This is a genomic window from Nostoc sp. NMS9 (genome assembly GCF_017114995.1).
Classification (GTDB): Bacteria; Cyanobacteriota; Cyanobacteriia; order Cyanobacteriales; family Nostocaceae; genus Nostoc.
The window spans coordinates 52,144-66,932 of the sequence record NZ_JABXKL010000005.1; the positions used below are offsets into that span (position 1 = coordinate 52,144).

The following is a 14,789-nucleotide window of genomic DNA, read 5'->3' on the forward strand; positions in this document are numbered from 1 at the left end:
TTTATTGTTTGGCGCGAGTCTCACAACTTAACAAGACTTGAACTAAAAAATTACTACTATGTCTTCTGGTTCCTCTGGTCGTTATCAAAGCAGACTATTTAACTTTGTCCACCAGCAATCTCGGCGGGTGACACAACAGTGGGAACATACCTTTCGGCATTTGCAAGTTGCCACTAAGTGGGGTGTCGAGGTACTACTTTACCCAGTGTATCTACTGTTTCAGTCATCTGAATCATCTGGGAAAACGCTACATACTAAAGAACCACAAACTAGATTAAAGTTACAACCAAATGATACCGATTTCCAGCCTGAAACTCTACCCAATGCTGATAGTCCCATTCAAAATGTACTAGAGGCAGTCAATTACCTGTCATCAGATGAACCCGCCTCCACTCCTACGAAAGCAGCTGAACATTTCAATCCCTTGGCTTTATTGGAAGTTTTTCGGCTGAAATTCGTTGAAAAGAACTCTAATCTTACTCAATCATCAAATATTACGGCTAATCAAGCTGTAAGTCTCAACCCTTCACAATTAGAGAATGCCCTTCAACAGCGTCTTCCAATAGTTCGAGGAATTGCCACAAATTTGATGAATCGAAATTTAGTACTTGTTACTGCCGACAATGAAATTCTAGATATCTTAACACCCGAACAACAGGCAAAATTAGAAGACCGAATTATTAACGAAGTTGCTAATTACTGGCAGTCCTGGCGTTTGATTGTAGCTAAAAAAGAAACGCAGCTATTACGACAAATTGACCGATTATTAGCAAAACTCACTGACGTAAATCCAGCTAAAATTCCAGTTTTAGCGGAGGATATACCAAAAGATTTACTTAATACAGATAGATTATTAGCATTTCTAGATATAGCCATTGCTAAGTTGGAATCGAATGCTTTAGTCCCAGTGCAAGAACGTAGCCAGGAAATTGTTCAAGTTGCCCAAACTCAGTTAAACATATTTCTTTATGGCAAAGAGCAATTAGCTGCCAAAGGAGAAATTGCCCCTAATGCTGATGGTTTAGAAACTCATTCACAGAATTTTCAGGCTTTGATTGAGGCGGCGCTTAATTACTTTTTTGGTGTCGGTAATAGAAAAACATTTGAGACAACAACTAGTAATGAGAGATTGCCAGGTAAACTATTTTCGTCACGCCTGAGAAAAGCTTTGTCCAAAAGCCCTCTGGTAGAGAACCAGGATTTAACAGACGATCCTTGGCTAACGTGGAATGATTTATTTGGTGACACCAAAACCGTTGCTGACAAGCCAGTTAGACTTTCTGGGGGGAAAAATCCTGCTTTAGCCCCAAGTTTATCAATAGGGCATTTTCCACAAAATAATTTGAGTGTAAAACAATCTAAAGTCGGATCTGGTTTGGTACAAAGAAAACAACCAAGTAGTAATCTCGCCTCAAGTCAAAAAACATCTGGAAAAGTCGCCTCTGTAAAACAAACTCAAACCCGCATTTCCCAAACTAAAAGCGAGAGTCGTAAAGGGGAAATTTTGCAACAGCAATTTCACCAAAGCAGTCAAGTTGAGGCACAGCCAGACTGGATAGAAACGACAGCAACTTCAACTGGCTATGAAAAGCACCCCTTAGAGCAACTTTTGGAATGGCTTGATTATGTTATGGTTTGGCTAGAAGAAAGATTTGTAAAGATTTTTCAGTCGTTGCGGCAGCTATGGCAAGGGAAATAATACTAATTCGTAATTCGTAATTAAGACTTGTCAAATTGTATCTGGGTTTCCAGGTTTACATCTGTAGCCTAATTTTGGAGAATTTGTATAAGCTAGTAGATATTTTTTAATAAACTATTATAGTAGCAATTTTTCAATTTAAGGATAATTAAGATTATCTATAATGTTATTGGTGGTTGTCTAAGTGAAAATTATTGTTTACTGTAAATACTTCAATTTCAAAAATCCATTAGATAAACCGAAAATTGAGAGGTTTGTAGTAAATGTATCTCAAATCCCGAAGATAGGTGAAACAATTGTAGTCGAAAGAATTTCACCCCAAAAGCAGTTTGTCATTATCTTTGAATACATTGTGACAGCAGTGCAATTTAATGCATCTAGGGAATCGGCTGATGCAGCAGATGCTCAAGTAAACGCATTTTTGAACCACTGTTGGGAGGGAACATCAAATTTCAAAGTTACAAACTTTTTAGAACAATAATCTCTCACCACAATATATGATTGAGTAAATAACGTAACAGCTTTAATCCTGTTGGTTCAGGGTAATCAGTTGGCAAAAGAGCCAGCATCGCATTTTGCAATTTTTCCAAAGCGATGTCTACTTCTTGGCGATTTGGTCTGGTTGTTTGGGGAAAGTGTAATGGTTCGCCTACCCGAATTGTTAACTCTTTTCCCAAATAGAGGTCATGAGTTCCAATCAGCCCAATTGGAATAATCGGTACACCAGCCCGCAAGGCATAAATTACAGTCCCGCGCTTCAAAGGGAGATGCAATTGAGCTTCAGCAGTTCCTAGTCTTCCTTCAGGAAAGAGAATCATCCCATCCCCACGAGTCAAAATTGCCAGAATAATCCGGTCTATTTGTCACAGTGTATGCATGTTTTGCCCTGTGGGTACTGTCTGTTTAATTGCTGCTGCAAGATAAACTGAATCTTGCCTTCCTGCTTTAGCCGCTTCTATGACAGCAATTTCTTCTTTGCCCACCCGTTCCAAAGGAATCACGCCCCCAGCAAATCCAGGATGAAGCGCTTCCACCACTTTTATTTTTATAGAGGGTACGAGCATCACCCAGGATGTAATAGTAAGGTTGGGTGGGAAGTTCAGCTAGGAGGAGCAAGGGATCGATGTGGTGGAGATAGTTGACTGCTAGAATTGCAGGTTTCTGATATCATGTCCGGCTAATTAGTTATAATTCCCTTTCTCTATGCAGAAAGCCCAAAAACCCATCCCCTCTGCACCTCTGCCCCTCTGCCCCTGGAGCGGTCTTAATGATAAGTCTTTAACCGGACATGATATGAGGTATCCTTTCAAGGTGTTCGACCCTTACTTTGAAAAAGGAATGGATGAGCGTAACTCAATTAACTGTAATTACTATAGATGTTGACTTTTTAGTAGCTTGTTGGGAGAATACGTAAAAAATTAACCCTATGATTGACCATAGCGATCGCCTAGCTTCTCGTAAAGAAGGCAGATTCCAAGGTGTTGGAGGACTTGAACTGTATTACCAAAGCTGGCATCCAGAGGGTAAAGTACGGGCAATATTAGTTATTGTGCATGGACTCGGAGCGCACAGCGATCGCTACAGTAATGTAATTGAGCATTTGATACCCAAGCAATATGCTGTCTACGCCTTAGACTTGCGCGGTCATGGACGCTCACCAGGTCAGCAAGGCTATATCAACGCTTGGAGTGAGTTTCGTGAAGACCTGGGAGCTTTTTTACAGTTAATTCAGACTCAGAATCCTGGATGCCCAGTTTTTCTCTTGGGTCACAGTTTAGGCGCAGTGATTGTCTTAGATTACATTCTGCGCTATTTCCAACAAGCATCATTATTGCAGGGTGCGATCGCTCTTGCGCCAAGCTTGGGGAAAGTAGGGGTTTCACCTATTCGGGTACTTTTAGGAAAAATGCTCTCACGGGTATGGCCACGTTTCACCCTGAATACAGGCATTGACATCAGTGCTGCTTCACGAGATCCGCAGGTTTTAGCCGCGATCGCTCAGGATACAATGCGACATACCCGTGCTACTGCCCGTCTAGCTACAGAATTCTTTGCAACAGTTAATTGGATTAATGCTCACGCACGTGATTGGCAATTACCATTACTGATTCTCCACGGTGGTGCAGACCGAGTAGCTTTGCCGGGGGGAAGCGACATCTTTTGCCAACGGGTAAACTGCACAGATAAGCTGAGAATCGAGTATCCAGAAGCCTATCACGAACTTCAGAGTGACCTAAATTACCGCGAGGTACTAGCTGATTTAGAAGATTGGTTGGAGCGACAGCTACCATCTGAGGTGGTGCAGTTAGAACGGAGAAGCGCTGAGTTAGAGTTTCCTAGTTCTTAGTATCTTGACTACAACCTTCTTTCTATCAACAGTCGAGTTAAATCTTCGATTACATCTATACTCAGTTGATATCCATTAAAAATCGTAAACAAAGGGCTAACAGCCTGATTAACGTACTGTGCTAACGCCGAGCGAGGTGTTTCAAGCGGTAGATTAACGAACGCCAAAACTTCATCTTGATATGCTGAACCTTGTGAATAAATAGAACGCTCTTGATTTGCCCAAGAACGAAGTCTACGTCCCCGCAAGCCAGTCCATTTAAATGCAAAAGCTAATTGCGTTTTTTCTGGGTCACAACCCATTGCCTTTGCAAACTCCATACCAACTGCTATAGCTTCAGCCGTTCTAATTACAGGTAGAGCAAAATCAAGAACTGTCATAGGTGGGGGTGCGTAATTCTTGACTGACATATCATCTTCTAATGCTCGCCTCAGATAAAATTTACCCTTTGGATCGAACCGCATGAAGTCAATATCTCTGCTCAAACCTGAATCCAGACTAACAATAAGCGCTTCCCAAGCTCCGTTATAAACATAAGGTCGGTCTTTGTCAACGAAACCTCGACTATCTAGCCACACAGGCCAACCAGTATATTTAGGATTATTAAAACTCAAGAGATTAAAGAATTGCTCATTTGCAGAGTGTAGAGGTACTTCTCCAATAATTATTAATGCTACCTGCGAAGTACCATGCTCCGGTAAAGTAATACTACGTTCTTTAACTACGGTGTTAAATCTTTCTTCACTTTCTTGAAGATAACATCGCAGTATATCTTCAATTGGTTCCTCTAGTTGTATTCCTTGTGCAATTGTGAAAGCCAATTCACGGAGCAGAGAAGGCGTGACACCACCAAGATGGCGGCGTAAAAAACGACCAATATCTGCTTCACGATTCTCGAAGCATAAATTCATGATGCGTTCCCAGTCATTACAGCGAGGTTCTGAACTGCTAACAGTATTATTTGTATTCAGACTTCGCACATAAACACTATGAGCTTTAATTAGATCCTTACCTTGTTCATCCTTTAAGCCAGTCTTTGCTGCTACAGGTGTTATAAATCCAGAAGGAATCTCTAATGCTGGATACTCTTGACCATCTTTTTTAAGATAGTGAATTTTTACTTCAAAAGATTGACTGCAAAATTTACTGGCAATAGACTGAATAACATCAGGATGAAAACTTTCTCTTGGATTTTGATGCGCTCCCTGAATATCAGGAGAACTATCATTGTTGAAACCAATTAGTAATATACCTCCATCATTATTTCTGAGGGCAATGCAAGTCTTGGCTATCTTCGCCATACCCTCTTTAGATTGAGGATCGATCCATCTTTTAATCTCTACAGACAAACTTTCAGATGGATTCAAAACTAAATTATTAAAGAAATCCTGATTATAGATACTTCCCATTTTTAGCTTTAAATTTACTACCAATAAAGGCACATTAGCACCAGAGTAACGCACCTTTATCTGTTTAAGTATTTTTGTACTATAAAATTTATTACGAAAGTGCGATCTACAAAACGCAGCAGGATGTTAGTATCTATGAGGTATACCACTGCGAAGGATAATCCTCGTAAATACTCTCACGAGTCACAGCATAATCTGACAGCACAGGTATATTTGACCCAAAGTATGCTGCAAACTCGTCAGCTAATTTATCTGCAATTACTTCAAACTCCTCATCGTTCAGTTGAGCCTGTGTCTGAAGCTTTGACATCAACTGAGCGCGTTTTCCTTCTTGACTCTTGCGCTGTTGGTCTTGAAAGATTAGCTCTTGAAGATATTCATTAGCTGAACTATAACCGCCTTTAGCTACTTGTTCTTCGACAAAGACTTTCATTGACTCAGGTAAGGAAATCTGAATGTTAGTCATACCTTGAGATATCTAGTCGGCGATTTTATCTACTACGTTAGCACTGCGATCGCATCTACTTCTATCAAACAAGCGATCGCATATCTAAAATGCAGAGTCAGTTATTTACGTTATCTGAAAAATAGGTTGCTGAGGATTGAGAGTTTTTTCCAGCTAAGATAGGTTCTCCCTTTACTCCTCCACGGGTAAGAGTACAAATCTTATAAAGGTTTTCACACTCAAAGATTGCTAGAACTAGCTCTTTCCCAGTTTGATAAGACGATGGTAAAGGTTTACCTACCTCGCATTCCATATCAATTTCGTTATCATGCCACTGTAACTTCCAAATACGCTTTTCGGTTATTCGTGCTTTAAGAGACTGAGCAAGAGCACTATATACCTGCTCTGCTTTGATATCATCCTTGGCTGCTGGCACAAAAAACTTCATAGGCTGAGGTTACAAATAACGTAGGTTTCATTAGCACCAGCGTAACGCAGTTACCAAGGCAATCTGCTCCCATTCCATGAGAAAAAGTGTCCACTATCGCCTTCTTGAAGCTGTTCGATGACAGCCAATAATAAAGTAACAGTACGTTCCACTGAAAATAATTTTTCCGCAGGTATATTTCCCTGGAAAGGACGGGAAAGACGCGTATCAGTTGTACCAGGATGTAATGTCACTATTAATGCTTTCGGACAACTTCTTTTATACTCAATTGCCGCAGTTCGCATCAACATATTGAGTGCTGCTTTAGAAGCCCGATAGCCGTACCATCCACCAAGTTGGTTATCGCCAATACTGCCCAATTTAGCAGAAATAGTGGCGAACACGCTGCGTTCTCCATGACGAAACAGAGGCAATAAATGTTTAGCCAGTAAGACAGCACCAATACTATTTATCTGAAAGTAGCGCAGTAAATTTTCTGAATTGATCTGTCTTAAGCTTTTTTCAGGTTGCAAAGTATCTTCATGCAACAGTCCTACACAGTTGACTACTAAATGCAGTTTGTCGGCTTGAGTAGATATTTTTTGAACGGCTTCAATAATCTGCAACTCGTCAGTAATATCTATCTCCAAACAAATTAATCGCTCAGGATATTTGTCTACAAGAGCTATTAACTCTGAGGCCGATTCCGGTTGACGAGAAGTTGCATAAATTTTAGCTATTGTGTGATCTTGTAGCAATTTTTTCACAAAACCCAAACCAATACCTTGGCTGGCTCCCACAATCAAAGCATTGACAGGATTAATTTCATCGATAAAAGACATATCAATTTAGATAACTTGTGGAGGTATTTGATATTCATAGCGAGAGACGAAATAAGCACCAATTTGTCTCTGGCTGTGATAACGGAAACCAAAGCCTTCATATACTGCTCTCAGGCGCGGACGCGAATCATCACAATCTAGACGTAAATAACGTTTACTAAGTGTTTGTGCGTGTTCAACAGCCCAAGCCAGCAGTGTCGAACTGCAAAGCGATGTACAAATGCTGACTCTTCCAAAAAGTGTCGGGCCAGAAAAGTAAATGCTCTAGTTCTTAGAGTAAAGCGCCACCACAACTAGAACCACACCCAGCAGTACAACCATAGCAATAAGCAGCAGTTTGTACCTCACTAATCAGGTCTAAACTGCCAGCTTTTAATAATTTGCCAACTGTCAAAGTTTCACCATTGCGAGTTTTTGCAGGCAAATTCATCATTTGGTTAAAGTCACAATCATATACATTGCCCAGATAGTCAATTGAAAGTTCATCACGACACATTAAATGTTCAACTGTGCTGGGATTAAAATGCGACTCTAAAAACTGCAAATAGCTAGCGTACAGTTTTCTCCGTTCTAAATGCATTTTGGTTCTACCAACTGGTAAGTTAGTAAAGGTGAAGAGGTTGTTAAACACAATATTAAAATGTTCTTGCAAGAACATTTTGTAATCTCGTTCTAGGTTACTCTGTTCGGGAGCTAAAGAAAATTTTTCATCGGTGGGCAACTGAGGATTAAAAACCAAGTCCAAAATTAGATTCTGGTCTTTACCATAGCCAAGTTGGTTAAGCCACTGCAAAGCTTTGACTGAACTATCAAAAACACCAGTACCGCGCATTTTATCAACATTATCTGCTAGGTAACAGGGTAGAGAAGCCACAATTCTTACTTGGTGCTGGGCAAAGTATTCTGGTAAATCACCAAATCCATCTTCAAAATAAATGGTCAAATTAGACCGGACAATCACTTGTTTACCAGTTGCTTTTGCTGCTTCTACCAGTGGCTTAAATCCATAATTAATTTCGGGTGCGCCACCAGTCAAATCCACAATTTTAATTTCGGGAAATTTATGGATTAGTGAAATTAGTTGTTCGCAAATTTCAGCAGAAAGTTCTTCTGTACGTTTTGGCCCGGCTTCGACATGACAGTGTGTACAAGCAAGATTACAACGCTTACCTAGATTAATTTGTAAAACAGTGATTCCTTTTTTTGTCAAAGGTGAACTGAGTTTGTTTTTAAAGGCTGTGACTGCTGTATCTGGTAAAATTTTTGTTTGAATTTGCATTAGTTACTACTCCTGAAAAATTACACAACTATATTCAGTTTTTCTAACCTTGCAATAATCTGTAGCTTATTGCACTAATAATTGCAGCAGTTGGTAAAGTTAAAATCCACGATAGTAGAATCTGATAAAAAACACGAGTATTAGATTTAGATTTTTTGCTAATTAATCCTACACCAAAAATAGAACCGACTGAAACGTGAGTGGTAGAAACTGGAAGCCCAAACCGAGTAGCTGCAATCACCAGAACCCCAGTTACTATATTTGCTGATAAGCCTTGAGTAGGATTCATTGAGGTAATCTTTTCACTCATGGTTATTGCAACTTTTTGAGAGTTGAGTAAACCGCCAAGTGCCATTGCGATCGCTATTGTGATCATTCCTCCCTGAATCGAGAAATACTCAATAATTAGGATGAGTGAAACAATCTTAGGAGTATCATTTAATCCTCTAGCAAAACTGACAATTCCAGCACTGAGAAAATGACAAGCATCAATCATTTTTTGGTTGACTGGTAGATGCCATTTTGAATTAATATAGCCAGATAAGCTGTAAATTCCTGCTCCCAAAGGAATAGCAATGATTGGACTAAGTAATAAAGGCAAAATAAAGGAAGTTCCTAAAGCTGCAAAATTAACTTGTAGTCCGATCGCAACTAATCCAGCGCCAACCAGCGCACCTGTTAAACTGTGAGTTGTGGAAATGGGAAACCCCATGAGGGTAGCAATGATTACAGTCAATCCAGTAGCGATCGCTACTGCGAGATGAAACTCTGGAGCATTAGCGATCGCATCAGGTAATAGTCCTTTTCCAGAAAAGTTTTTAATTAATACTCCTGCCAAAAAAGTCGCAGTTATTGCACCAGCAAAAGTTGTGAAAGTTGCCCACAAAATTGCTGTTTGATAGCTGCTAGTTCGGCTACCAAACAGCGTCGCTACACCTTTAAAATTATCATTTGCTCCATTTGAATATGCTAAAAAAAGCGTAGCTAAAAAAAGACTAATTAACAACATTTTGGAGTTTATAAACAAGAAGTCAGAATTCAGAATATAATTAGTGAAATATTAAAATTGTACATTCATTTCCCAGTTGCACAGAATTATTCTGTTAGTGGTAGCGGGGCGTTTAGCCCATTCTGACTCCTGAATTCTTTGTTAAGAAATTAACAGCAGCCACCACCGCTATAGTGCCAGGTTGAATTGGTAACAATTATTTCTGCTGGCTTACTAGCAGCAAGTTTAGCAGCAGTTTTATCACACACCGCAGCCGGAATACCTAGCTGAAGTAAATGACCTGCCAAATCGTCAAAGAAGGGTTCAGAACCAGCATAAATTGCCGTTTTTCCAGTGAAAATGCAAGCACCATCTTCTGGAATTACAACTTTAAATGAGACAGAATCCAGACTTTCTAAAAGTAGGTTTTCTTCTAAATTATAAGTCTGGGAATCTAGTAAGCGATAAGGACGACGGCCACGAATTTCAACTTGACCAAAACCAGCATTTATAATCCTTTCAGTATACTCTTGATATGTGAGTGCACCTGATAAACACATGGCTCTCAGTCGCTCATCTTGTTGAAGATGTGCTGGAATGGGACGAGTAGCAATTGGATCGCTCATCTGTAAGCGTCCACCTGGTTTTAAAACCCGATATGCTTCTTTTAAAGCACGAGTTAAATCTTCTGGTTCAAAGATGTTGAAAAGGCAATTTTGTGCCACGATATCGACACTAGCATCAGCAACAGGTAAGTTAAAAGCATCACCTTCGCGGATTTCTACAAAGCTGGTGTTAAACCAGGGGTTTTCTTGAGCAGCAATTTCCAGATTACGTGCAGCTGCTTCCCGCATGGCTCCAACCGGTTCAACGGCAATTACAGCACTTGCATAACGGGAAAAATAAGCGAATTGCAACGCTTCTAAGCCGCCACCAACGCCGACGTACAGCACAGTAGGTTGGTTTCCTAGTTCGGTGGGGTGAACAGTGGTGCCACAACCATAATTCATTTCCTGCATTGGCAAAGGAATTTTTAATCCTGGTAGTTGCAGGGGCGTACTTTGTACACAACAAAGTCCAACTTGCGGGGTTTGGGCAACTTCGTGGTAGAACTGCGCTGCTGTTTCTAGATAGGTCATGCCACTTTGAGTTTTGGATTTTGGATGATTACAGCTTTGTGCATCCTAATATAATTAACTCTGAGTTGGATGAGTTTTTGGTGAGATTGCCAAAGACCCCAAATCTTCCTAAGATAGAATGATTTGGGATTTTACCGTTATTTGACACTGGAAGACAAACAAGAAGTAAGAGGAGATGAGGGAGCAGGGGAGAAGTTGCAGTAAGTTTTTCCCCTCTGCTCCTGTGGGGGTACAGCCGGGATACGGATACCGTTGGCGAAACATTAGTTAACATAAAAGGGCCGATTTGACTGCGTAATACATGGAGAGGATAACCCACCTTTCCGTGTATTACACGGAAAGAAAAAAATTAAGTCAGCTGCCTCAATAATCAATAAACTAGAAGAAATACCTGTGGAGGCAGTATATGTGCTTACATCCTGAAGAAATTCCTCCTATTCCCGATGAAACGGTACGCGTAGCTTCTGCCGCATTTCCAAAAGGTAATTTATATATGCGACTGCGTGATGAACTTGGAGTCTTTTATCAGGATGAAGATTTCGCATCACTGTATCCACAACGGGGTCAGCCAGCGCAAGCACCTTGGAGGTTGGCGATCATCCTGGTAATGCAATATTTAGAGAATCTCTCTGATAGACAAGCAGCCTCTTCAGTGCAAGGGCGGATTGATTGGAAATACACTTTGTCGTTGGAGTTGACAGACCCTGGTTTTGACTTTAGTGTTTTAAGCGAATTCCGCGACCGATTAATAACAGGTGGTGTCGAGCGGCAAATACTAGACTTGATGCTGTTGAGATTTCAGGAACTCAAGCTGTTGTGCTTTTGAATTGCGCGATTGCCGTTATATTGGGCTAGCTAAAACTCATCTACAGCATATTCTGACTGCTGCCGCTATCAATTTAGGTCGAGTTTTCGCATGGTTGGAGGAGATACCAAGAGCTAGAACTCGCTCCTCACACTTTGCAAGACTGGCAGACTCTACTGATACCGCCAGCGCAAAACAGTCTGTTGGATTGCCAACGGTAAGAGAACTTGAAATTTTACGTGAGCGTGTTTTGTCTAAACTGAAGTTGGGTACGCAAGCTTCTGGGTATAAAACTGCTCAGAAGGCTCTCAATCGTTTGATCGCTGAACTAATCGGTTCAGTTTAGCTGTTTGGGGAATTTGCCAACGGTATCCGGAGCGAGTCGAGGACTGGGCAAAAGTACCGCTTTGAATCTGGCTAAAAAAGGGGTTGATGTAATCGTCACTTACCATCGCAATGCCGAGGAAGCCGCTAAAGTTGTCACTGAAATTGAACAGCTTGGCGCAAAAGTGGTGGCACTGCAACTAGACACCGCCACCACTAAAACCTTTGATAGTTTCGCCGCGCAACTCCAGCAGGTACTCAAGGATAACTGGAAAACCGAGCATTTTGACTTTTTGGTGAATAACGCTGGAACAGGCGTTCACTCATCTTTTGCCGAGACGACCGAGGAAGATTTTGACCACTTGATGAATATTCACGTCAAGGGCGTTTTCTTCTTCACCCAGAAACTACTGCCACTGATCAATGACGGCGGACGAATCGTGAATCTTTCGTCTGGACTGACTCGGATTATCTTTCCCGGTTATTCTGCCTATGCCAGCATGAAAGGGGCCGCGGAGACCTTAACCAAATACATGGCTAAAGAGCTGGGATCGCGGCAGATTGCGGTGAATATCATCGCTCCAGGCGCGATCGAAACTGATTTCCGTGGGGGTGCGGTACGTGATAATCCTGAGATGAATAAATTAATCGCTTCACAAACCGCACTGGGTCGCGTGGGTCTTCCTGATGACATTGGGGGGGCGATGTCTACGACGGGCTATGCCTACGCCTCACTACTCTCTGAAGACAATAAATGGGTGAATGCTCAAAAAATTGAAGTCTCTGGCGCTCAGTCGATCTAAATGCAAATCGTTGGGCGGCGGCGCATGGCTTGGCTGTGTGCGGCAGGTTTTGATCAATGATCGAGTAATTCTGTCATATTGATTGAATCGAATATAGGGAAAAAATGAAAGCAATAGTAATTAACGCATACGGCAATGAGGACGTTTTGGATTACGTCGATGTCGAACGTCCAGAGCCGAAAGCGGGCGAAGTTCTGGTGAAAGTTCACGTTGCGGCGGTCAATCCGGCTGACTGGAAAATCCGCGATGGGATGGGCGAAAGGTTCGGGTTCAAACTTCCGCTCATTCTTGGCGGCGACATCGCCGGAACCGTTGAAGAGGTGGGGGATGACGTTGAAATTTTCAAGAAGGGCGATGCGGTTTATGGGATGACCCTTTCCAGCCTCTCCGGTGGTTACGCCGAATACGCGGTTGCAAAAGCGATCGCGATCGCGCCCAAACCGGAAAGCATCGATTTTGAAGAGGCGGCGGCGATTCCAATCGGCGCGTTGACTGCGTGGCAAGCGATGTTCGATTTGGCGAATCTGAGCAGCGGGCAAAGAATCTTGATAACCGGCGCGTCGGGCGGAGTCGGCTCGATGGCTGTTCAGTTTGCCAAAGCGAAAGGCGCGTTCGTGATCGGCACGGCTTCGGGCAAAAACGAACAGTTCGTCCGCAATTTGGGCGCGGATGAGTTCGTTGATTACACGCGGCAACCGTTTGAAGAAATCGTCAAAGACGTTGATGTTGTTTTCGATACAGTCGGCGGCGATACATTGGAGCGAGCCTTCCAAACTCTGAAAAAGGGCGGCTTTCTGGTAACATCGGCGCAGACTCCATCCGAAGAAAAAGCAAAAGAATTCGGCACAGAAGCCGCGTTTGTCTTTTGTAAGCCGAACGCGGGGCAATTAACCGAAATCAATCGGCTGATTGAAGAAGGCAAATTAAAAATATACATCGAAACGGTTCTGCCGCTCACAGAAGTAAAAAAGGCGCATCAACTTTCCCAAAGCGGGCGCACACGCGGTAAAATCGTTTTGCAAGTCGGGACATAGCTTTAAAGCGTGAATTAATCTAATCTATGAACGAAAAAATGGAAACGGATGTCATCATCGTCGGAGCGGGTCCGACCGGCTTTGCACTGGCGTGTCAGCTGATTCGCTACGGCGTTGATTTCGTTATTTTCGATAAAAAAAAGCATCTCCGATTTATCGAAAAATACAGCGAATGGATTGACTGCCAAAACTTTGCGATCGCGCCGCGCATCAAAGAAATTTTCGGTGCGGACGAATCTTTTTGGAGGGTATTACTAAAATAGAAAAATAGAGGTAAAGAATTGAACGATGCAATCTATACAAGAAAGAGAGAGTTCTTATAAGCAAGGGGCTCCCTGGCTACCTGACGATATTAAAAAGGAATTTGGGTTATTCAATGTTTTTAATTTTAATCCTGGTAAGAACGGGAACCCTCCACAATTGCCATATAGCAAAAAAGATTATTACAAAATAACAATTATTAAAGGCAGTGGCAGTGGTATTTTTCTCTATGCGGATAGAGAGATTGAAATAGAAAACTATTCAATTATCTTTTCTAATCCGCAAATACCTTATGGATGGTCACAAAGAGAAAACTTTTCAGATGGTTTCGCTTGCGTCTTTGATCAGGCATTTTTTCATCAATACGGAAATATAACTAATTATTCAGTTTTTCAGCCCGGCAATAATATCTACCAATTAGATGAGGAGCAATTTGTCCAACTAGAAGGCATTTTTAGACGAATGTTTGAAGAAATCGAGTGTGACTTTATTCATAAATATGACTTGCTCAGAACACTTGTTTATGAATTAGTGCTTTATACGATGAAAATGAAGCCTGCTTCCAAATTGAGTAAGCAACCCATTAATGCCTCGGTTAGAATTTCTACACTTTTCAAAGAACTTTTAGAATGCCAGTTTCCAATTGATGATATATATAGACCGCTCACTCTTCGATCTGCATCTGACTACGCCAAAAATTTGAATATTCATGTCAATCATTTAAACAGGGCGTTAAAAGAAACTTCTAATAAAACTACATCTCAGTTAATCATTGATCGAATATTACAGGAAGCCAAAGTTCTTTTAAGACAAACTTCCTGGACGGTTTCAGAAATTGCGTATGCCTTGGGATATGCGGAAGTGACACATTTTAATAATCTCTTTAAAAAATATCTGAACATAACACCGACAAATTTTAGAAAAGCCGATATTGTTTGATTTGCATAAGATATTATTTGCTTAACGTAATCCCATCTGCTTGTTTCT

General features: G+C 41.4%; 15 protein-coding genes and 2 pseudogenes. 9 read left to right on the plus strand and 8 right to left on the minus strand.

Going from position 1 to position 14,789, the window contains the following annotated elements; translation table 11 throughout:
- The first annotated feature begins 58 nt into the window (after positions 1–58).
- The gene (locus HWQ40_RS02250; protein ID WP_292774733.1) at positions 59–1,699 is read left to right on the plus strand and encodes a hypothetical protein; all 1,641 of its coding nucleotides are present in this window, start codon (positions 59–61) and stop codon (positions 1,697–1,699) included.
- A 184-nt stretch (positions 1,700–1,883) separates the two neighbouring features.
- Positions 1,884–2,180 (plus strand): hypothetical protein, encoded by a 297-nt coding sequence (locus HWQ40_RS02255; RefSeq protein WP_292774735.1) that lies wholly within the window; start codon positions 1,884–1,886, stop codon positions 2,178–2,180.
- Positions 2,181–2,184: 4 nt separating this feature from the next.
- Here HWQ40_RS02255 and HWQ40_RS02260 read toward each other — a convergent pair.
- Positions 2,185–2,857, minus strand: a pseudogene (locus tag HWQ40_RS02260) (1-acyl-sn-glycerol-3-phosphate acyltransferase); the annotation flags it as partial.
- A 268-nt stretch (positions 2,858–3,125) separates the two neighbouring features.
- On the opposite strand from HWQ40_RS02260, the gene HWQ40_RS02265 reads away from it, so the two are divergent.
- Positions 3,126–4,046 carry an alpha/beta hydrolase gene (locus HWQ40_RS02265; protein ID WP_292774736.1) on the plus strand — a complete coding sequence of 307 codons (921 nt, stop codon included), beginning with the start codon at positions 3,126–3,128 and terminating at the stop codon, positions 4,044–4,046.
- An 8-nt stretch (positions 4,047–4,054) separates the two neighbouring features.
- Here HWQ40_RS02265 and HWQ40_RS02270 read toward each other — a convergent pair whose 3' ends face one another.
- The 7 genes from HWQ40_RS02270 to arsM all read right to left on the minus strand — a co-directional run bounded on the left by HWQ40_RS02270 (position 4,055) and on the right by arsM (position 10,575).
- The gene (locus HWQ40_RS02270; protein WP_292774738.1) at positions 4,055–5,455 is read right to left on the minus strand and encodes a helix-turn-helix domain-containing protein; all 1,401 of its coding nucleotides are present in this window, start codon (positions 5,453–5,455) and stop codon (positions 4,055–4,057) included.
- A 133-nt stretch (positions 5,456–5,588) separates the two neighbouring features.
- Complete coding sequence (locus tag HWQ40_RS02275) at positions 5,589–5,921, minus strand: hypothetical protein (RefSeq protein ID WP_292774739.1); 333 nt, start codon at positions 5,919–5,921, stop codon at positions 5,589–5,591.
- A gap of 97 nt (positions 5,922–6,018) precedes the next feature.
- On the minus strand, positions 6,019–6,336 hold the full coding sequence (locus tag HWQ40_RS02280) for a hypothetical protein (RefSeq protein ID WP_292774740.1): 318 nt from the start codon (positions 6,334–6,336) through the stop codon (positions 6,019–6,021).
- A 62-nt stretch (positions 6,337–6,398) separates the two neighbouring features.
- Positions 6,399–7,169, minus strand: coding sequence for an SDR family NAD(P)-dependent oxidoreductase (locus HWQ40_RS02285; RefSeq protein WP_292774741.1), 771 nt, complete (start codon positions 7,167–7,169; stop codon positions 6,399–6,401).
- A gap of 271 nt (positions 7,170–7,440) precedes the next feature.
- Entirely contained in the window at positions 7,441–8,448 is a 1,008-nt protein-coding gene (gene arsS / locus HWQ40_RS02290) for an arsenosugar biosynthesis radical SAM (seleno)protein ArsS (RefSeq protein ID WP_292774742.1), read from the minus strand.
- A 43-nt stretch (positions 8,449–8,491) separates the two neighbouring features.
- Complete coding sequence (locus HWQ40_RS02295) at positions 8,492–9,457, minus strand: inorganic phosphate transporter (protein ID WP_292774743.1); 966 nt, start codon at positions 9,455–9,457, stop codon at positions 8,492–8,494.
- Positions 9,458–9,606: 149 nt separating this feature from the next.
- Positions 9,607–10,575 carry an arsenosugar biosynthesis arsenite methyltransferase ArsM gene (gene arsM / locus HWQ40_RS02300; protein WP_292774744.1) on the minus strand — a complete coding sequence of 323 codons (969 nt, stop codon included), beginning with the start codon at positions 10,573–10,575 and terminating at the stop codon, positions 9,607–9,609.
- Positions 10,576–10,981: 406 nt separating this feature from the next.
- Between arsM and HWQ40_RS02305 the strand changes: the two are divergent.
- The 6 genes and pseudogenes from HWQ40_RS02305 to HWQ40_RS02330 form a co-directional block, all read left to right on the plus strand.
- A pseudogene (locus tag HWQ40_RS02305) lies at positions 10,982–11,365 on the plus strand (transposase); the annotation flags it as partial.
- A gap of 37 nt (positions 11,366–11,402) precedes the next feature.
- Positions 11,403–11,726 (plus strand): hypothetical protein, encoded by a 324-nt coding sequence (locus HWQ40_RS02310; protein ID WP_292774745.1) that lies wholly within the window; start codon positions 11,403–11,405, stop codon positions 11,724–11,726.
- Positions 11,727–11,739: 13 nt separating this feature from the next.
- Positions 11,740–12,507 (plus strand): SDR family oxidoreductase, encoded by a 768-nt coding sequence (locus HWQ40_RS02315; RefSeq protein ID WP_292774924.1) that lies wholly within the window; start codon positions 11,740–11,742, stop codon positions 12,505–12,507.
- Between the two features lie 104 nt (positions 12,508–12,611).
- Positions 12,612–13,541 carry an NADP-dependent oxidoreductase gene (locus HWQ40_RS02320; RefSeq protein WP_292774746.1) on the plus strand — a complete coding sequence of 310 codons (930 nt, stop codon included), beginning with the start codon at positions 12,612–12,614 and terminating at the stop codon, positions 13,539–13,541.
- A gap of 26 nt (positions 13,542–13,567) precedes the next feature.
- Positions 13,568–13,804, plus strand: coding sequence for an FAD-dependent monooxygenase (locus HWQ40_RS02325; RefSeq protein WP_292774747.1), 237 nt, complete (start codon positions 13,568–13,570; stop codon positions 13,802–13,804).
- Between the two features lie 25 nt (positions 13,805–13,829).
- Positions 13,830–14,741: a helix-turn-helix transcriptional regulator gene (locus tag HWQ40_RS02330; RefSeq protein ID WP_292774749.1), complete on the plus strand. Its 912-nt coding sequence runs from the start codon at positions 13,830–13,832 to the stop codon at positions 14,739–14,741.
- The last annotated feature ends 48 nt before the right edge of the window (positions 14,742–14,789 follow it).